Source organism: Shewanella sp. QJM3NY_23, assembly GCF_056173105.1.
Window position 1 is genome coordinate 3113035 of record NZ_CM149657.1, and the last position, 20551, is coordinate 3133585.

Here is a 20551-nt window from a genome sequence, read left to right on the forward strand (position 1 = left end):
AGGGGTATCCTTTATCGCTACGAGGCTGAAGTTGTAGGGGATTTCCATCCCATGGCTTGGCGGGCAATGGGGGTTTTTAGCGGCGGACACCACGACAAGAGGCGCAGCCCTATATTACGTCCGGCCACCAGCGGCCAGTGTTGATTGGAGAAGCCGCGCACCAAAAACTCGACATTGTTGATGGTCGATGCCCTGTCTTGACTGCGCTGAGCTAGATACTGATGGGTCAGCTTAGCACCGCCAAGATCGTCTCCTGCTAATAGCGCGCCGCGCACCGCATCGATAACGCAGACTAAATCACGCAACCCAAGGTTAAACCCTTGACCGGCAATGGGGTGTAAGGTTTGGGCGGCGTTACCAATAAATAGGGTGCGCTGATAGATAGGCCGCGGCATCGACGACAACTTAAGCGGATAAGCGTGGCGCTCTCCAACCTCGATAAATTGCCCTGCTCGATAGCCAAAGGCCTGCTGCAAACTGACTAAGAAGGTCGATTTAGAGCAGGTTAACATTTGCTGCGCCATGGCGGGCGACAATGCCCACACTAAAGACATGCGAGCCTGACCATCAACATTGGCCATCGGCAGCAAGGCTAATGGGCCAGAGTCGGTAAAGCGCTCATAAGCCCATTGTCCATGGGGCTTGTCGATGCCGATATTCGCCACCACCGCCACCTGCTCGAAATCCACTTGCTCAAGGGGCAAGGTAAAGTCACGCCTGACGACCGAGTTAACCCCATCGGCAGCCACTACCAGCTTAGCGCTGAGTTCACGACCATCATCAAGCAGCAAATAATTCGCGTCGATATCGGCGCGAATGCTGGCTAACTTAGCCGGGCAATACAGGCTAATCTGCTGTTTCTCTAAGAGTTCAAATAACGCGGCGCCTACACGCTCTAGCTCGACCACTTGCCCTAAGTAAGGCAGGTGAAAGTCGCTAGCATTGAGGGTGGTCATGCCGAAATGGCCGCGATCGGACACATGAATGTTGTCGATTGGGGTGCCCAAATGGGCCAATTTAGGCCAGATGCCTAATCGGGTCAGCTCGAAAATAGAGCCTTGCGCTATGGCGATTGAGCGGGCGTCAAAACCGGGATGCTGACCACCGGGAAGGCTGGCTTCAATCAAAGCGACCTTTAAGGGACGCTTGAGCTCCTGCGCTAGCTTGGCTAGCCCTAAGGCTAACGTGGCACCGGCCATGGCGCCGCCAACAATGGCGATATCAAAATCAACTGTGGTCTGAGACGCGGTCATTCAATTTCTCTATTTAGGCAGATACTTAGCGGTACCTGCCGTGACTTTTGCTGTTGGCAATCTTAATGAATTTTGGGGTCTTGATCTGTGATCTCACTCGGCTGTGGGCCAAATTCGGCGTAGCACAGCAGTGCCGCCATGCGCGAAAACTCCATCAGCTCTATGTAGGCCGCTTCAGACTCATCATCGTCGGCCACGTCAAATTCTACCTGCGCGATTTCGGCCAGATCATTGATCACCTCTTTGACATCTTTAGAGGCGCGATTGAGTTTAGGCTGCACAATCGCCAGACCCGTTAAGAAGCTTTGTACCCATAACGAGAGTGCTTCAACCCGCTTATTAAGCGGCTCTTCCTCTTCGGGGGCCATTGGCGTAAAGCCAAAATCGGCATCGGTGATCCGCGCGACAGTATCTTGGTAGAGCTCTTCGAGCAGTTGAGTCAGCGATGGCGGCGGTAATTGGCCATCATTAATTAACTCTAACAGTGACTTTAACCATTCGCTTTTTGCTTGGCCCACACCACCGCAAATAAGCCCCACGAGTGAGCCATGTACTTCTACCGGATGTTGAGCGATTTCAGCACCATTGAGCTCGGCCAATAGGCTATCAATACTTAAAGAGGGAGGCGTTGCCATAACTAATGTCCAATCATATTTTCTCTGTGCACATGCTAGCAGAATTGACCACATCGACCAAGATTAAAAACGTGAGCCACTGCCAAACATTATGCCCACTAAGACGGCTGATAGGTGGTGAAAAAAACCGCATAGGCCAGGGCCTGTTGGCGAGGTTTTCACCAAAAGCGATGCGATTTACCGCCATTTATCGCGCAAGGCGCCTGTGATTGGTTATCTAAACAACATTTAATCTAACAAAGTGTTATTAGCACCCAAGTGTTATTGCACTTTAAGATACAGACCGATATAGTCCGCTCAACAACACGATAAAAGGATCTACATCAGCAAATGAGTAGCCATGCTATAGAGATTAGCTTATTAGGCCGGACCTACTCCATCGCTTGCCCTATTGGTCAAGAAGATGCTTTGCGTCATGTAGCGGCAAAACTGGAAAAACAGTTAAGCACCCTTCGTGCCCGCACCAATAACTTGAGTCGGGAAGAGATTGCCATCATGGCCGCATTGAATATCGGCTATGAATTGTTAGAAGAACAGAAGAAAAATCAAGATTATATAAAGCAGATGGATGATAAAATTGGTCTGCTACAGTCGACCTTAGAAAGTGCGCTAGTTGAGCGCTCGACTAAAGAAGACTAAGCTAATTGAAGCATCAATTAGCTGATACTCACTGAGTATCTATGCAACGTTTTTGCTCCCTGTGGTGTGCGTGAGTCGGTTATGTCCCTGTGCCGATATTTACAAACCCAGGGTGAATGCTTTAATGACATTGCGCAAGCTCGGCTCGAACCGAGAAGCCTTAGGAGTTAATCATTTACCCGCCTTGAACCTACGGTTCAAGGGCTACACCGGTAACGGCACCTTGGGGAGCAATTCAAATAATTAAGCCATCGCTTTAACCAGCGGTGGCTTTTTTACATCTGTTGCAAATGAAACAAATTACCCACCTTGAAACACTTATGGGTTCAAAGGCTACACAGGTAACAACGCCTTGGGGCGCAATTCAAATAATTAAGCCATCGCTTTAACCAGCGGTGGCTTTTTTACACCTGTTGCAAATGAAACAAATTCCCCACCTTGAAACACTTATGGGTTCAAAGGCTACACAGGTAACAACGCCTTGGGGGAGCAATTCAAATAATTAAGCCATCGCTTTAACCAGCGGTGGCTTTTTTACACCTGTTGCAAATGAAACAAATTACCCACCTTGCAACACTTATGGGTTCAAGGGCTACACAGGTAACAACGCCTTGGGGAGCAATTCAAATAATTAAGCCATCGCTTTAACCAGCGGTGGCTTTTTTACACCTGTTGCAAATGAAACAAATTACCCACCTTGAAACACTTATGGGTTCAAAGGCTACACAGGTAACAACGCCTTGGGGAGCAATTCAAATAATTAAGCCATCGCTTTAACCAGCGGTGGCTTTTTTACATCGGTTGCAAATGAAACAAATTACCCACCTTGAAACACTTATGGGTTCAAAGGCTACACCGGTAACAACGCCTTGGGGCGCAATTCAAATAATTAAGCCATCGCTTTAACCAGCGGTGGCTTTTTTACACCGGTTGCAAATGAAACAAATTACCCACCTTGAAACACTTATGGGTTCAAAGGCTACACCGGTAACGGCACCTTGGGGAGCAATTCAAATAATTAAGCCATCGCTTTAACCAGCGGTGGCTTTTTTACATCGGTTGCAAATGAAACAAATTACCCACCTTGAAACACTTATGGGTTGATAATATTTTACCCATTGAATCGATAGCCTGCCTAACGCTACACTGAGCGCTCAGCCTAACGGTAACCTTTACAGAGCAGCGGTTAATCAGACGTTTTACAGGAAGTATGCCATTGAGCCCCCTATTATCATCCACCACACCTATGCTTATTACGCGTCAAATGTTGCGCGAACAGGTGCGAACGGCCCGTAACGCATTATCTAGCAAGCAGCAGCGTCAGTTTGCCAACCAAGCATGCCAACACGCCCTGCAGTTAATCACCGAGCGCGGCGTAAAACGAGTGGCACTGTATTTAGCTAACGATGGTGAACTCGATACCCAGCCCTTAATTTACGCGCTGTGGCAACGAGGGATTGAGGTATACCTGCCTCGGCTGCATCCCTTTTCGCCGGGTAACCTTATCTTTCTCGCCTACCGAGCCGATTCTCCATTAATTAAAAATCGCCTCGGTATATTTGAGCCCAAGCTGGCGATCACGCAGATGCGTCTGCCTCATCAACTGGATATGGTGATAGCGCCATTAGTGGCATTTGATGCCAATGGCAATCGCATGGGTATGGGCGGGGGTTATTATGACCGTACCCTTGCCCATTGGCCGCTAACGGGTAAACCTTTACCTGTAGGTTATGCCCATGACTGTCAGCAAGTCAGTCGCTTACCGTGCGAACATTGGGATGTGCCCTTGCCTGTTATTATTACCCCAACGCGCATAGTGTATGGTTCGTAACTAGGATTAAAGAAGAGGGTAGCCATCTGTTGAATTCAATAAATACCGCACAAATCTAATGCATAACAATATTTATCCATAAGGAGTTTTTATGAAGCCACTGCTTATCTTATTAGGCGCACTAACCCTAACAGCTTGTCATACGCCAACATCGACCACAGCAACACCGGCAACCGCTACACCACCTGCGATAGCCACTGCTGTGAGCGAGCCTACGACATCAATCGGCGACAATAGCCAAAATGCCTTAGATTGGCCGGGAGAATACTCGGGCGTACTGCCTTGTGCCAGCTGTGAAGGGATAGAGACGCACTTGGTGATCAACGCCGATCTTAGTTATCGTTTAACGCAGCGTTATCTAGGAGAGTCTGGCGAGCTAATTATCAAGGAAGGCAACTTTACTTGGAACGAACACGGCAGCGCGATTAGCCTAGCTAATGATGCAACTCCTATGCAGTTTCAAGTCGGCGAGAACCAATTATTTATGCTAGACCAAGAGGGCAAACGGATCACTGGTGCGCTAGCCGAGCATTACCGCCTAGCGAAAACCCAATAATAAGGTAAAGATGGCGAGCGCATACTATGATGACCATTTAATACGGGTGATAAATTTACAGAATGCAATTGTCACAACATAAGGCGTCTGGGGATCACCTTTGCGCCTTTAATCTTAAATTTAAAATTAACCTATTGAATAAAAAGATTTAATCAAGCCTATCATTCGCAGCGACTTACATCTTACACCAGAGTTTTTCACAGGGCATTTCACCAACCATCTTTTCAAAACCTGAGCAGTGCTGCACAAAATATTGCGCCTCTTGGCACGAGGTCATCTGTAAACATTGCTTACGGGTATCACAACTAAAATGGGTATTTGGCAGTATTTGCTTGCCAATATAGTGCTCAGAACCTGCCGGAAATAATCCTGCTGGCGGTTGAGCCCCGTCGGTACCAAGCTCGTAATTGATCATCAATAGATAAAGTAAACTGGCTAACACCAGCGCACATACCACCAGTCCAACCTTAAGCTGCCAACTCATGGTATCTATGCCAATCGTATGATTAGGATTATCGAAAGGGGAAGTTAGTTTGATGGGATGACCCAGGTCTATCTCACCTTTGATCACCTTGATGCCGCGAAGTCTATCTTTCCATTGGCGATAAACAACGGCCTGCCCTTCTTGAGGCGTATGCTCATAAGGTAGTAAGTTAGCGCCAAGTATGCGCAGTTCATCTGATCCATCGTCTGGGGCGATAAAACCCACTCGTTGTTCATTATTCCAACGAACAAGCGTTCCTCGCTTCGTCCTGATATCCATATTCACGCCCATCTAAGCCATCTTGGCTTATAAAAAATGCCAGCAGTTAATAACCTTAGCCATTAACGATTAATTATTGTTCTATTACTCAATGACAGTTTAGCTACACTTTTGCTCAAGAATGATTGATTCAATCCCCACAGGGTTGACCCACTCTTGTTGGTTAACAAAAATACAACACTCATAAATATAATGACCTATTGGCCTGACAGCAAGTAGGAATTATCTCTGTTGATGCCAATGCGTTAGACTTGCCAGTCGATAACGGGTTGCCCGTGTTGCAAAAGTAACTCATTGATTTTAGAGAAATGAGCACAACCGAAAAAACCACGATACGCCGATAACGGCGAAGGGTGTGGCCCCGTTAGCTTTTGGTGATGCCCTTGAGTGATCCACTTCGCTTTTTTAATCGCATGGGCTCCCCACAACACAAATATGATTGGTTGTGGCTGGGCATTAAGCAGTACCAAGGCATTATCGGTAAAGGTTTCCCAGCCCGCTTTAGCATGAGAGTGCGCTTTCCCCTGCTCAACCGTTAATACCGTATTTAACATCAATACGCCTTGGGCAGCCCACTGGCGTAAATCACCATGATTAGGCAGGGTGAATCCTGGAATGTCCGTCGCTAGCTCTTTGTAGATATTAACTAATGAAGGTGGCGTCTTAATGCCTGGTTTTACCGAAAAGCATAAGCCATGGGCTTGCCCTGCACCATGGTAGGGATCTTGCCCAATCAACACCACACTCACCTTGTCCAGTGGCGTTAAGCTAAAGGCATTAAATACCTCACCATCACTAGGATAAATGGCTTTACCCGCGGCGCGCTCGGCCGCGACAAAATCTTGCAGCTGAATAAAATAGTCCAATTGTGACTGCTGCTGAATAAAGTCATCCCAGTTTGCGATATGCTCCATACACTTCTCTTTAGATTAAAAAACGATTAAAATTAATTACTAATGTATCATTTGCCATAACACCCTATAGACGCAAACGCTTAAAAAGCGCTAGGGATGACCCGGCTGCAACTTTATTGTTATTAGGACATATTCACCATGAAATCTCAAAAGCAACAGCCTGGTTTTACCTTAATGAGCTCGTCGTGGTGATTATCGTGTTAGGTATCCTGGCGATCACCGCCCTACCTAAATTTTTAAATGTCTCTCAAGACGCTCAAATTGCCAGCGTCAAAGCCACAGGCGGCGCATTTAAAGCGGGGATTAACCTTGCCCATGCGGTTTGGGCCACCCGTGTAGGCTCAGGGCCTGCTGAAAACCTGCCCACTTTTGGAGAGGCTGAATCAGGCGAAATGGATTTTAATGCCGCTGGATGGCCTGCTCAACACTATTTCACCGATAACGAGCCCTCTCCCTCACTCGATAATGTCGAAGATTGTATTTCCGTATGGCAAACCCTTTACCAAGGGGATCAGCCTAGCGTGTCGCGCTTCGATAGCAGTGAGGAGACAGATTACAGAGCCAATTATATTGCCATTAATCAGTGCCGTTATGAGTTCAATAACAATAAAAACTTAAGCATCTATTACGACTCTCGTAATGGCCAAGTCGTTGTCGACAGCGATCCAAATAGCTAAATACCTCTTAACTTGGGAGGATAAGCTAAAAATTGAAGCAAGCAATGAATCGAGGCAATTTGCCAATTTGATCTCATAAAGCCACATTCAATGATTCACTGTTGGCTAATTTAAGTTAATATCCGCCTATTACATTCACTCAATTGTGAGCCAACAGCATGTCAGAACAGCAAAAAGAAACCACTATTTTTGAATTAGCCGATCAATTCATCGCCCTTGCTAACGAGCTTAGCGGCCAAGAGCAAGATGTCGGTAAAGTCGGCACGGCGCTGCGTTTTGCTGCCGCCCGTTTTAATGCATTTGAAGCATCAATCAAATCATCTGATTTGGCTGCTGAAAAAGACAATGCACTAGAGTGGTTTAGCAAAGAATACCGCGATATGTTAAATGACAATCTTGATGACCACATTAATAGCCCATCACCAGCCCAGAGCGAGCCGGTGAAAGATGACGCGGTACAAGTCTTTAAAGGTTAATCACTAGATGTAACCTTGTATGCCATCGCCTTACTGCTCAGGTAAGCGATGGCATAGTTAATCGGGTTAAGTTAACTCATGATTAAGTTAACTGCTTTCTCCCATAACCTCACAACGATACCCCTAGCACTTTATCTATTTCTCACTATTTGTGCATCTATAACCATGTGTAGATCCCAAACAATGTGCGCTTGCAAAACAAGCGGCTTTACGGCGCTTAAATCGTAACGAGTACCCTGATGGCCAATAAAATCAGCACCACGCCAGAGAGCCTATCTATGGTGCGCGCATTCGCCCGTAATTTGGGTAACACTGACCGATGCGACAGCAGTAATGCAATTAAGGTATACCAGAGCCCATCGACCACCAGTGGCGTTAACACTATTAAAGATTGCCCCCAGAGGTTATCGGCCGCTAACACAAATTGACTAAATAGCGCCAAAAAAAACAGCATAATCTTAGGGTTAAACAGTGAAATAGCCAGCCCGTCACGCGCGGCGGTAAGGGTGCTAGTGGCTTTACCTGCCGCGAGCTTGTCCGACATACCGCCTTTAGACCGTAGCGCCTGCACGCCGAGATAGGCTAAATAGAGCGCGCCTAAAATGGCAATGCCATTAAACACCAGTGGCGCTTGCTTAAGTAACACCCCTAGGCCAAGCAAGGTCACTAAAGCGTACCCCCCAATGCCAATAGAGTGCGCCCACGCGCAGACAATCCCCTTAGCGCGGCCGCCACCTAAGGTATGCCGCACCACCATAGCTAAACTTGGCCCGGGCGACATGGCGCCCAAACAACAGATGGCCAGCAAACCTAGCCAAGCACTCACACTCATCCTGCTTCCTCTTACACGACCCGATTATTGTTGTTATATCATTTGGTTAATCCGATGGCGCTTGGTAATACTCGCCAGCTTATACGCTTTGCCATCGCACCGGGCAGCTTACAAACATTCAGCCATAGGTGCAAAAGATCTGTGATGTACTGATTATTTCAATTCAGGCGTTGATGTTTGCTAGACTAGCATCATCAATCACCTTCAATGGTTATCATGCACACCATCCTCACTATCAGCGCACTCACACTAAGCTTGCTTATTGGCTTGATTATTTTTCTTAGCGTTAAAAAAGCACGCGGCACCCAGATCCCAACCGCGGTACTGCTATTACTGCTCTGTTTTACCGCGATCAACGCCGCCGTAACCTATTTTATTTATCCGCGCGAAGACATTACCGCCTATAAAAACTTAGTTTGGCAGCCGTTAGCCCAAGAGAAGATCGCCGCCTTAGTTGCCCAAGATAAAACAGTATTTGTCGATGTCAGCGCCGATTGGTGCATCATCTGCAAAGGCAATAAAGATCGCGTGTTGCATCGTGAGGCTGTGGTTAAGCTACTCAAGCGCGATCATATGGTATTGATGTTGGGCGATTTAACCCGCAGCGACCCCGTGGTAGAGGCTTTTTTAGCCCAACATAATGCCTATGGTATTCCCTTTACGATACTGTTCAGTTCTCAATATCCCCAAGGCATAGCGTTATCGCGCGTACTCGATTACCACGAGGTGCTCACCCTATTACGGGCACATTGATACGAGGCGACTAACTAATAGCAAGGTAGCAGTCTTGCAAGATACTTGTAAGATAGAAGTCGCGATATATCGTGAGCTAAAGTACACTGGATCTCTAGTTCATTTCTGCTGCGAGTATCTTTATGTGTTCATCCCCTTTAGCGCCCACGGGCGAGGCTCATGTGGACTTTCTGCCCGAAAATAAATTATTGCTTAATGCCGTGGGCGAAGGGATCTACGGCTTTGACTTGGCAGGCAATGCGGTGTTTATCAATCCTGCCGCCGAGCGCATGACCGGCTGGACAGCACAAGAGCTGCTGGGTAAAAATATTCACAATCACCATCATCACAGTCATGCCGATGGTAGCCATTATCCCCAAGAAGATTGCCCCATTTACAACACCATGCACGACGGCATTGCGCGCGAGATCAGTCATGAACTGTTTTGGCGTAAAGATGGCAGCAGTTTTCCGGTGCATTACACCACAACCCCAGTCTATAAGCAGCAACAGCTGATCGGTGTAGTCGCGATATTTCGCGATATCAGCATGCAGAAACAAACCGAAGACTCACTGCGTCAGGCATTAGAGCAAGTGCAAGCCTTGTCGGAAAAGCTGGCCAGCGAAAACGATTACCTGCAAACGGAACTGGCCAGCCACACAGGTGATGTGAGTATCTCTGGTGAAAGCGAGCCGATTTTACGCCTTATTCAACAAATTAAGCTGGTCGCCAACACCAATAGTACAGTGCTGATCAGTGGCGAAAATGGCACAGGTAAAGAGCTGGTCGCGCGCAATATTCATAAACTCAGTGAGCGCAGCGATAAACCTCTGGTGAGCGTCAACTGCGCCGCATTCTCGCCCACCTTGCTTGAAAGTGAACTGTTTGGCCATGAAAAAGGGGCGTTTACCGGTGCAACGACTCGGCGTAAGGGGCGATTCGAATTGGCTCACCAAGGCACCTTGTTTCTCGATGAGGTTGCCGAATTGTCCCTCGAGGCCCAATCGAAGTTGTTAAGAGTGCTACAAGAGCAAGAGTTTGAGCGGGTCGGCAGCAGCACGACCATCAAGGTGGATATTCGTCTGGTGACCGCGACCCACCACGACTTACTAAAACGTGTGCAGCAAGGGCTATTTAGGATGGATCTCTATTATCGCCTCAATGTGTTTCCGCTGCATGTGCCGCCTTTGCGTGAGCGTTTACAGGATATCCCCACCTTAGTGAGCCATATCGTCGCCAACCTCAATAAAAAACTCGGCAAAAAAATCAAAGGGGTAAGTAATAAAGGCTTAAGTCATCTAATGGCCTACAGCTGGCCTGGGAATGTACGAGAGCTGCAAAATGTGATTGAGCGTCAGAGTATTTTGTCTCAAGGGCAGGTATTGCAAATCCCCGCCCTACAACTCGATACCGCCAACGCGCCGCCGACACACGGGCAAACCTTAGAGCAAGTGGAAGCCGCCCATATTCGCCGTACCCTACAACAGTTAGGTTGGCGCATATCGGGCGCGCAGGGCGCCGCTCAAGTGTTAGGATTACCCGCCAGTACCTTACGCTCACGTATGAAAAAGCTCAATATTCATCGACCAAGCTAGGATTAATGCCTATCTATTTTTCGCGATATATCGACAAAGCACGATATATCGCGAGACTATTTATCTCAAGATAACAATAATCTTTTATAATCAATGCATTAAATAACTCGCAAGTTGGTGCTGAACTTGCAGATACCGCGATACTTTTTTCAATGTGTATAGCGCGGAACCTTAATCATGACACAAAGTGTGAACTCACGGTTCACCTCAACCCCGGCCAATTCGGCCATGGCATCAAACGGCAAACCACCTAGCGCCCAGGGCGAGCCGATAGCGGTGACTTTTATCCCCAGCGAAAAGGGCAAGATTCATATCAAAGAGCAAAAAGGTGACTTCCAACGACTGCGAACCGGCCTTAACAGCCTGCTTATCTTATGTTTCTTTTTGGTGCCTTTCATTCGTTACCATGGCCAGCAAGCTATTTTATTTGATATAGAAAACCAGCAGTTTAATTTTTTTGGTACGACACTGTGGCCGCAGGATTTCACCCTGATGGCATGGGTGCTTATTATTGCCGCATTTTTACTGTTTTTTATTACCGTGTTTTGGGGGCGGGTCTGGTGCGGTTATCTGTGCCCGCAAACCAGCTGGAGCTTTATGTTTGTCTGGGTCGAAAAGCAGATAGAAGGCAACAGCAATAAACGTTACGCCTTAGACAAAGCCCCTTGGAGTCTCCATAAGCTCACCAAACGTGTTAGCAAACACCTATTATGGGGTCTAATGGCACTGCTTACCGGCTGTGGGTTTATCGCTTACTTCGTGCCAGCAAGCAGCTTATATCCACAAATTTTCACCCTCAATGCCAGTTTTTGGGTAACGGCTTGGGTATGGTTTTTTGCCCTGTGCACCTATCTTAATGCGGGCTTTATGCGCGAGCTAATGTGTTTGCACTGCTGCCCCTATGCACGTTTTCAATCGGCCATGTTCGACAGTAACACCCTGACTGTGACCTATAATGCCCAACGTGGTGAGTCTCGCGGGCCCAGAAAGCGCAAACAAGCCACAGATCTTGGCGATTGCGTCGATTGCAACTTGTGCATCGATGTGTGCCCAACGGGAATCGATATCCGTAATGGCTTACAGTATGAATGCATTAACTGCGGTGCCTGTGTTGACGCCTGTAATCAAACCATGGATAAGTTCGGCTATGAGCGTAACTTGATAAGCTATAGCAGTGAAAACGAGCTCAAAGGCTTGCCCGCACAGCGGCTCAACTCTTGGCGCTTTATTGGTTATGGCACGGCGGTGGCGATCATGCTGAGCGTATTTGCCTTTGATCTATACCAACGCGAGGCGATCCAGCTTAATGTGATAAGAGACAGACAAAATCTGTATCGCATCGCGCCTGATAACCGTATCGAAAATAGCTATACACTCAAGATCCGTAATAAAACCCAGCACTCACAGCAATACTTAATTTATCTTGAAAGCAAACAAGGCCACTTTATCAATAAAGAGGTCGAGGTAGAAATTACCGTTCAACCCGGTGAACAGCTCAGTTACCCGCTGACCGTGTACCAACAACGCAGTAAAGATGCCCCAATCGATGGCGCATTACGTCAGCAGCCCATTACCTTTAAAGTGATGAATCTGGCCGATCCGCTCGACAGTGTAGCGCAGCAAAGCCAGTTTTTTACCCTGACTTCAGCATAATCACTCCCCCAGACTTTATCGCGTCTGCCTGCAACAGCCGCGATAAAGGTCTGACCAGCACTAAAGCCCACTAAAACACAAAACACTATATATACATGAGCTTAATAAATTTAAGTTCCAAGACTCATCGGCTATTTACGGTTGACCTCTGCCCGTTTTTAGCACAATCTAAACACCTGTTTGATTTATGTACATTCATCATCCAATAATCATTAGAGGCACGCTATGGCATATGATGTTGATACCCACGTCAACCTTACCCAGTACCAATCGTTAAGTGATCTGATTGAAACATCGGCGCAGCGCTATAGCGATCACACCGCCTACGTCTGTTTAGGCCAATCTAGCACCTTTGCCGATATCGAACGTGACTCGCGCTACTTTGCCGCCTATCTGCAACACCATACGTCGCTCAATGTTGGCGATCGCCTCGCTATTCAGCTGCCAAACATTACCCAATTTGTTATTGCTGCCTATGGGGCATTGCGTGCAGGCTTAGTGTTAGTCAATACCAATCCGCTATACACAGAACGTGAACTCATTCATCAATATAATGATTCGGGCGCTAAGGCCTTAGTCGTGCTGAGCGACCTGTTACCGACACTAACCAATGTCATCGCTAACACCGCCATTGAAACCGTTATTGCAACCCACGCATTAGATTTAATTGCCGAGCAGCCACAACCTACCGCCCCCTTTGCAACCACCTCCTTTAACGATGTGCTGACCAAAGGCAGCCAACTGAGTTTTACCCCCGTAAAAGCGAACTTGAGCGACTTAGCGGCGCTGCAATACACTGGCGGCACGACTGGGCTCTCTAAAGGCGCCATGTTGAGCCACAGTAATCTGATCGCAAATGCCATGCAGGTTAAATCTCGTCTTGGCAATAAACTGATCCCAGGCGCCGAGATATTTGTCGCGCCGCTGCCCATCTATCATATCTACGCCTTTATGGTAAATCTGGTGGTCTATTTTGAGAGTGGTGGCTGCTCGGTGCTTATCCCAAACCCTAGAGATATTTCATCGTTAATCAAAACCTTAAGTGAACATTCTTTTACTGGTTTTGCCGGGATCAACACCTTGTTTGTTGGCCTTTGTCACCAACCAGAGTTTAAAGCCCTCGACTTTAGCCACCTAAAAGTCACTATCTCTGGCGGCACGGCGCTCACCCAAGCCGCCGCCGCGGCTTGGCAATCCACCACGGGCTGCACCATATCAGAAGGCTATGGCCTGTCAGAAACCTCACCGGTTGTCTCACTTAACGCACCAGGATTGGAGCAACTGGGGAGTATAGGTAAGCCGGTTATCGACACCCAAGTGAAGATCCTCGACCTCGATGATAACGAGGTGCCCTTTGGTGCCACTGGGGAGCTGGCAGTTAAAGGCCCACAAGTGATGAGCGGCTACTGGCAGATGCCAGCGGAAACAGCCAAGGTGATGACAAGTGACGGCTTCTTTAAGACTGGGGATATTGCCCTTGCGATTGACTTAGGGATGCACAAAATTGTCGACCGTAAAAAAGATATGATCATCGTCTCAGGCTTTAACGTTTACCCCAATGAGGTTGAAGAGGTGCTGAGCGCCCATGAAGCCGTACTCGAATGCGCCGTGATTGGCGTAGAGGATGCGCGCAGTGGTGAGGCGGTAAAGGCGGCGATAGTGCTAAGCAGCCCAAGCGATGATATCACTGCCACCCAAGCCAGTATCCTAGCCCATTGCCGCGAGCAACTTACCGCTTATAAAGTGCCAAAAATAGTTGAGTTTATGAGCGCGCTGCCCAAATCCACCGTGGGAAAAATATTGCGCCGCGAACTGCGTAAATAACCAAGGCTAGGATTAATGAAAGGGGCCTATTGGCTCTAGTTAGTGTTAATGTTCCCGCTTACAGCTAACTGCTTGCAACTAAACACTTATAAACACTGACTCCGCTATACACTGACCAATATAAATACCGACCAAGAAGGGAGCCCAATGGCTCCCTGCTTGTCGTATCTTCTTGTCTATATGAGTTAAGCGCTCAGCATCAAGGTATTAATTGCCTTATTGCTGCACCCAAATAATCTCATCGACCGCAAATCCCAGCTGCTTGGCCTGCGCCACAAACTGCTGCTTTAACGCATCGCTCACCTTGGGCGTACGCGATAAAAACCATAAATAGTCACGCTTATAGCTGGTGATAAAGGCATATTGATAATCGGCTTTATCCAGTTCATAAATCACATAAGCGCCATAGAAAGGGCCAAAAAAGGAGACCTTAAGGTGACCAATATCGGGGCTTTCGACAAAATAGGCCTTACCTTCGGCTTCATCCCAACTTTGATCTGCCACAGAAAAACCACGATTAATCACCTCAACGCCACCATCGGCTTGCATACTGTAGGCAGCAGTAACTTGCGTTAAGCCGCGCTCAAAGCTGTGATCTAATCTGGCGACCTCATACCAAGTCCCTAAATAACGTGGCAGTTCAAACTGCTCAACAGGCTTAATACCACTGGGCACACTGGTGCACGCATTTAGAAGTAGCAAACATAACAAAACAATTTTTTTCACGTTGACTCCAAAATAAATATAGATAGATCAAAAGCAAAGGATAACCCAGCGAACATTCATTACGTTAAAAACCAAGAAAATGTTCACTCAGCTTAACATCGGTTAACACTCCCTAGCGCACTTTATCTTAGATAACAAAAAAAGATCGATAAACTTATGGCTGAGTCACGATGGTTAAATTTAAGCCACCACATCCCTCCAAATACACTTTAAATCGCTAATAATTAATATCCGTTAGTATAAATAATGACGTTTCTCTAAGGCGAACAACATGCGTAAATTAATCTCGATTCTTATCCCCACAATAGTCCTTGGGGCTTGTGGCGGCTCCGATGATTCACCTACGCCCACGACTGATCTCGCCGTCGGTATGGTCAATATTGCCATTTCCGATTCTCCGATGAGCCAAGTCAGTAACGTCGAGTTAGTACTCGATAAGTTAGTGATGACCGATGCCGATGGCACAGTTCATCAACACGACTTGGGGCAACACAGATTCAATCTTCTCGACTTCCAAGGAATGAAGAGCCATGAGGTTATTAGTAACCTTGAGCTACCAGCTGGTCACTACCACGATGTACACTTTACCTTAATTAATGGTGATCAGTCTGATGGCTGTGCGATTGAAAATGGTCAAGGACGATTACCATTGATAGTCGAAAACAACCATCTTCCGTTACATGACTTTGTATTAAATCAGCACGAGAACCTATTTCTGACCATGGAGATAGATCTATACCAATCGATGCACCTTTACGATAACCAATATCATCTTAACCACGACGGTATCTACTCCATTGATAATCGAAAAATGGGACACCTAATTGGCGAGATGGATCCTCAATGGATAGCAGACTGCGAAATAACGCACTCAGATAATGCTCCGCTTGGCGGTCAGTTTTATCACATGGCCTATCTTTATCAAAATAGCGTCACAGGTCTTACGCAAATGGCCGATATAAGTCCGGCCAGAAACGATGGTAAATTCTCGCCAGTGGCCATGGCTCCCATACATCAAGATATGAATGGTGATTGGTCCTTTACCATGGGTTACCTCCCCGCTGGAGACTATCGCGTTGCCTATACTTGCCTTGGTCACTTAGACGACCCTGCTACCGATGATATGTCTCAGGGCACCTTTAGCCTGTTTGAAGATGCAGGCTCTGTCACTGTGGGAGAGGGTGGCCAAGAGACAACACATCAATGTGGCAACGGCCATGGCAATCATGGTGGACGCGGCTAAATGATGTCATTAAGCGAGTATGGAAACTCGCTTAGCTTTAGCGCAAAACACTACATCTCCTCATTTAATAACTGCAAACTGGCAAATTCACGATACAGCTCGCAGCTTTGCATCAATTGTGAATGGGTGCCACTGGCTACTAACTCCCCTTTTTGCATCACTAAGATGCGATCGGCATTAAGCACTGTGGCTAATCGATGGGCAATGATCAATGTGGTGCGCCCCTGCATTAAGGTATCTAATGCCAGCTTAACCTTATGTTCGCTAACGGCATCCAGCGCACTGGTGGCCTCATCGAGCAGCAAAATGGGCCGCTCGGCTAATATGGCACGCGCAATGGCGATGCGCTGCTTTTGTCCGCCAGAGAGTCGCACCCCGCGCTCACCTAAATAGGTGTGATATCCCATAGGGAAATCGACAATGAACTCATTGGCATGGGCGGCAATGCAGGCATCAATCACTTGCTGCTCGCTAGCATCGGGCCGGCCATAGCGAACATTTTCTAGCACGCTGGTGGCAAAGATCACCGACTCTTGCGGCACCAGCGCAAACTGCTGCCTAAGCGCTTGCGGCATCAGGTTAGCGATATCGATACCGTCTAATAGGATACTGCCGCTGTTAAGGGGATAAAAGCGCTGTAATAATTCAAATAAAGTACTCTTGCCGGCACCACTTTCGCCCACCAGCGCCACCCGCTCACCGCTCTGGATCTGCAGGCTAAGGTTACGGATAACCCATTGATTATCTTGCGGGTCATCGCACTGGGCATCGCTACCATTTTCGCTACTATTATCGGTGTTCGGATACGCAAAACAGACCTGGTTGAGTTGCAGGTCGCCGCGCACCTTAGTCGGCAGCATTTGTGGATGCTGAGGTAGCGGAATATCGATGGGGGTTTCTGCCAACTCGATAAGGCGCTCGGTGGCGCCAGCGGCGCGCTGGATCTCACCAATCACCTCACTAATGGTTGCCACAGAGCCTGCCACCATCACCGCATAAAACATAAAGGCCGATAGTTCACCGGCGGTGATAACCCCTTGCATCACATCATGGGCACCGACCCAAGTGACCAGCGCAATGGCTAAAATACTTAAAAACATCACCAGCGAAATTAATATCGAGCGATATTTTATCCGCCCCTTGGCAGCATCCATGACCGCTTCGACACGCTCATTAAATAGCTCGCGATCTCTGTTCTCATGACAATAGGCTTGCACCGTATGAATTTCGTGAAGAGTTTCATCCACATAGGCACCAAGATCGCCGACCCTGTCTTGGCTCTTGCGTGACAAATCGCGCACCTTGCGACCTAAGAAAAAGATAGGCCCAAGCACCATAGGCACCGCAAGCAGCACTAAAGCGGTCATCTTCAGGCTAGTGATTGTCATCATCACTATGCCGCCAATCACGGTAACACTGGCCCTAAGGGCCATCGAGAGGCTTGAGCCCACCACAGATTGCAATAGGGTAGAGTCGGCGGTAAAACGCGAGATCACTTCACCGGTTCTGAGTTTGGCGTAAAAGCCCGGCGACAGCTTAAGCAGATGATCATACACCTTAAGGCGAATATCGGCGCTGACTCGCTCGCCGAGCCAAGTCATTAGGTAAAAACGACAAAAAATCGCCGAACTACTGAGCGCGGTAATGCCAATCACCAAGAGGATGATCTCGTTGAGTCGCTCGCTGTTATCTTGCAAAAACCCTTCATCGACCATCAGACGAACGCCTTGCCCTAATGACAGCCAGGCCAAGGAACCGATAAACAAAAAGACGATAGCGGCAATGACTCGAGCGCGATAAGGTTTTAAAAAGCCAGCAATCCAGGGCAATACTGCCCGGCGACTGGCCGAGGAGGCTGCCGCCGCTGATATGGCTTGTGTGTTTACCGCCGAGGCGGCCAATTTATTATCGCGCATAGGTCGCTAAACAAAATGGGAGATAGTGACAAGAATATCAAAAATAAAGCCAGATAATTGAATTTGTTTATCTATTGCAAACAATCGCAATTAGAGCCATCGCTCATCGTCATCTCCCTTTGTGATATAGTGCCGTCATAACAAAAGGGAGCGATAACCTGTGGTAAAAAATATTTCGAACGAAACTAAAAATGAGGCGCTAAGAGTCGCTAAAGCGACCCAGAAGCCGGGGCAAACCAAAGAGCAAACTAAGCTGATTGCGCTGGGGATTGAGAAAGGTATTGCTGAATATAAAAAACAGCAAAAGAGTAAGGCCCGTGACAAAGATAAAGCCCGTAAACAGGAGCTAAAAGCAAAAAACCGCGATTCAGCACAAACTGATGCCCCCCAAATTAGTGACTCGAACAGCAACTCATCCAAGCTCCCATGGGCGCTACTGCTGCTGAGTTGGGCTGGATTTGCCGCTTACCTGTTAATGGGCTAATGCCTCAAGCCAGTAAGTCTAGGGGCACCTGCGATGTGGATAACGCTAACTGCATCAAACTAGTGCATTAAGCTAATGCATCAAGTTATCGAGGCGCTGGGCCAAATGGATCGCGATACGCTTTTGAAGGCTCGATGAGCTCGCTTGCAAACATAAGTGCTCCTCCCAGCTAAATACCTTATTGATAAGATGGTAGCTTAACCAACGCCATGGCTCAGGCTCCCACGGGGTTAATACCTGGTTAACCTCACTCACATGGGCCCAAGGCATTTGGGTTAATGCGGTGTCACGCTCAAGGATCAGATCGGTTAAGGTTCTGGCAAACAGATTGGACGCCCCGACACCTTCGCCGCCATAGCCACCAGCCAAGCCGATGCCATTGCGCTTATCGAATATGGCGTGGGGCGCAAATGTTCTCGCCATCGCCAGCGTTCCGCCCCAGCCATGGCTCACCTTGACCCCTTTGAGTGCCGGAAAAAGATCGACCATAAGCTCAGCCCGCCAGCGAAAAGCCTCGCTATTACGGTCAAATTGAGTCTGCGTCTTAGCACCAAATCGATAGCCCCCTCGCGCGCCAAACACCAAACGATTATCTAAACTGCGCTGACCATAAGTCACCTGCCGAGAGGCATCGCTAAAGGTCGGCCTGGCGGCCAAGCCCAACTGTTGCCATAACGCCTCACTTAAAGGTTCGGTGGCAATCAACATGCTTTGCACAGGTAAGGTATAACGCCCAAGCTGACTCACCTCGCCTTGATACCCTTCAAGGGCAGGCACAATCACCTCGGCGCGAACTCGGCCAGAGTGACACTGCACCACGCCCTGACCAAAGCCGCTCACTCGGGTGTTGTCATACAGGGTCACTCCCATACTTTCGACCACGCGGGCTAGGCCGCGCACCAACTTGAGTGGCTGAATAGTGGCGCAGTGGGGAGTATAAATCGCCGCGCAGCCCAGGCGCATACTGACTGCCTGAGTTAACGCATTCCCTTCCACCCAGCGATAATCTTGCTCGGTAAACCCTTGTTGATGCAGCTCGGTTAGTTCGCCGCTCAGAGTATTAAGCTGCTCAGGATAACGCGCGGCCACTCGGTAATTACCACTGTGGCTAAAATCACAATCAATACCATGCTCTGCTATGACGCTGGCTACTGCATTGATGGGACTTTGGATCAACTGTTTGGCTTGCTCAAAGGCCTCGCCCGATAATCCTGCAAGGTAATGGCTATCGCCAACAAAACTGCCCATCAACCAGCCGCCATTACGCCCAGATGCGCCCTCTCCGGCGCATGTAGCATCGAGCACCACTATCTTTAATTGGGGAGATTGCTGCTTAAGATAATAAGCGGTCCACAGCCCTGTGTAACCGGCACCGATAATGGCCACATCCGCATCGATATCACCAGCTAATGCGGGGCGTTGGACGAGCGCTTCGCCCAAGGTACTGGCCCACAGGGTTTGATGCAGTGAATGGCTCATTAAGATTGCAACTGAGCTAACAGTCCATTGAGGTGGTCCTTGATCCATAACGGATTAATCGGCCCCCAACTGCGCAATTGATAATACCCCGCGTTATGGCGCGTACCGTCTTGCACAAACTCACACTCGATACCCACATCGTCCAATGAAGCAATGGCATCTTGTAAGGTTCGCCTTGGCATGGCCGTAAGCTTACTCAGCGACAGCAAGTTATGACGCTCGTTATCGATAAGATGGGCCAAATAGAGTTTTCTAAGAAAGGCCTTTTTCTGTTTTGATATTTGATTGTCTGTATCGCCCACTGCGCACTCCATAATGAGGTT

The 20551-nt window shown here is 48.1% G+C and carries 20 protein-coding genes and 1 other RNA gene; 12 read left to right on the forward strand and 9 right to left on the reverse strand.

Annotated elements, in window-relative coordinates; translation table 11 throughout:
* Positions 1 to 17: 17 nt before the first annotated feature.
* Both ubiH and AC0VXX_RS13805 read right to left on the reverse strand, forming a co-directional pair.
* Positions 18 to 1253, reverse strand: coding sequence for a 2-octaprenyl-6-methoxyphenyl hydroxylase (gene ubiH, locus AC0VXX_RS13800; protein WP_475514701.1), 1236 nt, complete (start codon positions 1251 to 1253; stop codon positions 18 to 20).
* A 62-nt stretch (positions 1254 to 1315) separates the two neighbouring features.
* Positions 1316 to 1888 carry a UPF0149 family protein gene (locus AC0VXX_RS13805; RefSeq protein WP_475514702.1) on the reverse strand — a complete coding sequence of 191 codons (573 nt, stop codon included), beginning with the start codon at positions 1886 to 1888 and terminating at the stop codon, positions 1316 to 1318.
* A gap of 330 nt (positions 1889 to 2218) precedes the next feature.
* Here AC0VXX_RS13805 and AC0VXX_RS13810 point away from each other — a divergent pair, with 330 nt between their 5' ends.
* From AC0VXX_RS13810 to AC0VXX_RS13825, 4 genes are all read left to right on the forward strand, one after another.
* The gene (locus AC0VXX_RS13810; protein WP_475514703.1) at positions 2219 to 2527 is read left to right on the forward strand and encodes a cell division protein ZapA; all 309 of its coding nucleotides are present in this window, start codon (positions 2219 to 2221) and stop codon (positions 2525 to 2527) included.
* Positions 2528 to 2580: 53 nt separating this feature from the next.
* Positions 2581 to 2761: non-coding RNA, 6S RNA (gene ssrS / locus AC0VXX_RS13815), on the forward strand.
* Positions 2762 to 3737: 976 nt separating this feature from the next.
* Positions 3738 to 4358 carry a 5-formyltetrahydrofolate cyclo-ligase gene (locus AC0VXX_RS13820; RefSeq protein WP_475514704.1) on the forward strand — a complete coding sequence of 207 codons (621 nt, stop codon included), beginning with the start codon at positions 3738 to 3740 and terminating at the stop codon, positions 4356 to 4358.
* Positions 4359 to 4449: 91 nt separating this feature from the next.
* Positions 4450 to 4914, forward strand: coding sequence for a copper resistance protein NlpE (locus AC0VXX_RS13825; protein ID WP_475514705.1), 465 nt, complete (start codon positions 4450 to 4452; stop codon positions 4912 to 4914).
* Between the two features lie 175 nt (positions 4915 to 5089).
* Here AC0VXX_RS13825 and AC0VXX_RS13830 read toward each other — a convergent pair whose 3' ends face one another.
* Both AC0VXX_RS13830 and ung read right to left on the reverse strand, forming a co-directional pair.
* Positions 5090 to 5677 (reverse strand): cold-shock protein, encoded by a 588-nt coding sequence (locus tag AC0VXX_RS13830; RefSeq protein ID WP_475514706.1) that lies wholly within the window; start codon positions 5675 to 5677, stop codon positions 5090 to 5092.
* Between the two features lie 245 nt (positions 5678 to 5922).
* Complete coding sequence (gene ung, locus AC0VXX_RS13835) at positions 5923 to 6591, reverse strand: uracil-DNA glycosylase (RefSeq protein ID WP_475514707.1); 669 nt, start codon at positions 6589 to 6591, stop codon at positions 5923 to 5925.
* Between the two features lie 116 nt (positions 6592 to 6707).
* On the opposite strand from ung, the gene AC0VXX_RS13840 reads away from it, so the two are divergent.
* Together AC0VXX_RS13840 and AC0VXX_RS13845 are read left to right on the forward strand one after the other, a co-directional pair.
* Positions 6708 to 7268: a pilin gene (locus AC0VXX_RS13840; RefSeq protein ID WP_475514708.1), complete on the forward strand. Its 561-nt coding sequence runs from the start codon at positions 6708 to 6710 to the stop codon at positions 7266 to 7268.
* A 158-nt stretch (positions 7269 to 7426) separates the two neighbouring features.
* Positions 7427 to 7744 carry a DUF3144 domain-containing protein gene (locus AC0VXX_RS13845; RefSeq protein WP_475514709.1) on the forward strand — a complete coding sequence of 106 codons (318 nt, stop codon included), beginning with the start codon at positions 7427 to 7429 and terminating at the stop codon, positions 7742 to 7744.
* 217 nt (positions 7745 to 7961) lie between these two features.
* Here AC0VXX_RS13845 and AC0VXX_RS13850 read toward each other — a convergent pair whose 3' ends face one another.
* Entirely contained in the window at positions 7962 to 8576 is a 615-nt protein-coding gene (locus AC0VXX_RS13850; RefSeq protein WP_475514710.1) for a LysE family translocator, read from the reverse strand.
* A gap of 216 nt (positions 8577 to 8792) precedes the next feature.
* On the opposite strand from AC0VXX_RS13850, the gene AC0VXX_RS13855 reads away from it, so the two are divergent.
* From AC0VXX_RS13855 to AC0VXX_RS13870, 4 genes are all read left to right on the forward strand, one after another.
* A complete protein-coding gene (locus AC0VXX_RS13855; protein ID WP_475514711.1) occupies positions 8793 to 9329 on the forward strand; it encodes a thioredoxin family protein in 537 nt (178 codons plus the stop codon).
* Between the two features lie 122 nt (positions 9330 to 9451).
* Entirely contained in the window at positions 9452 to 10903 is a 1452-nt protein-coding gene (locus AC0VXX_RS13860; protein ID WP_475514712.1) for a sigma-54 interaction domain-containing protein, read from the forward strand.
* A gap of 177 nt (positions 10904 to 11080) precedes the next feature.
* Positions 11081 to 12556 (forward strand): cytochrome c oxidase accessory protein CcoG, encoded by a 1476-nt coding sequence (gene ccoG / locus AC0VXX_RS13865; RefSeq protein WP_475514713.1) that lies wholly within the window; start codon positions 11081 to 11083, stop codon positions 12554 to 12556.
* A 225-nt stretch (positions 12557 to 12781) separates the two neighbouring features.
* Positions 12782 to 14380, forward strand: a complete 1599-nt coding sequence (locus AC0VXX_RS13870; RefSeq protein WP_475514714.1) for an AMP-binding protein — start codon at positions 12782 to 12784, stop codon at positions 14378 to 14380.
* A gap of 216 nt (positions 14381 to 14596) precedes the next feature.
* Here the strand turns inward: AC0VXX_RS13870 and AC0VXX_RS13875 are convergent, their stop codons facing one another.
* Entirely contained in the window at positions 14597 to 15106 is a 510-nt protein-coding gene (locus tag AC0VXX_RS13875; protein ID WP_475514715.1) for a lipocalin family protein, read from the reverse strand.
* A 271-nt stretch (positions 15107 to 15377) separates the two neighbouring features.
* On the opposite strand from AC0VXX_RS13875, the gene AC0VXX_RS13880 reads away from it, so the two are divergent.
* The gene (locus tag AC0VXX_RS13880; protein WP_475514716.1) at positions 15378 to 16349 is read left to right on the forward strand and encodes a DUF4382 domain-containing protein; all 972 of its coding nucleotides are present in this window, start codon (positions 15378 to 15380) and stop codon (positions 16347 to 16349) included.
* A 50-nt stretch (positions 16350 to 16399) separates the two neighbouring features.
* Here AC0VXX_RS13880 and AC0VXX_RS13885 read toward each other — a convergent pair whose 3' ends face one another.
* Entirely contained in the window at positions 16400 to 18265 is a 1866-nt protein-coding gene (locus tag AC0VXX_RS13885) for an ABC transporter transmembrane domain-containing protein (RefSeq protein WP_475514717.1), read from the reverse strand.
* 160 nt (positions 18266 to 18425) lie between these two features.
* Between AC0VXX_RS13885 and AC0VXX_RS13890 the strand changes: the two genes are divergently transcribed.
* Positions 18426 to 18749, forward strand: coding sequence for a DUF2956 domain-containing protein (locus AC0VXX_RS13890; RefSeq protein ID WP_475514718.1), 324 nt, complete (start codon positions 18426 to 18428; stop codon positions 18747 to 18749).
* 72 nt (positions 18750 to 18821) lie between these two features.
* On the opposite strand, the gene AC0VXX_RS13895 is transcribed toward AC0VXX_RS13890, so the two are convergent.
* Positions 18822 to 20228: an NAD(P)/FAD-dependent oxidoreductase gene (locus tag AC0VXX_RS13895; protein ID WP_475514719.1), complete on the reverse strand. Its 1407-nt coding sequence runs from the start codon at positions 20226 to 20228 to the stop codon at positions 18822 to 18824.
* Positions 20228 to 20530, reverse strand: coding sequence for a winged helix-turn-helix domain-containing protein (locus AC0VXX_RS13900; protein WP_475514720.1), 303 nt, complete (start codon positions 20528 to 20530; stop codon positions 20228 to 20230). Before AC0VXX_RS13900 ends, AC0VXX_RS13895 begins: the two co-directional genes overlap by 1 nt.
* Positions 20531 to 20551: the final 21 nt, after the last annotated feature.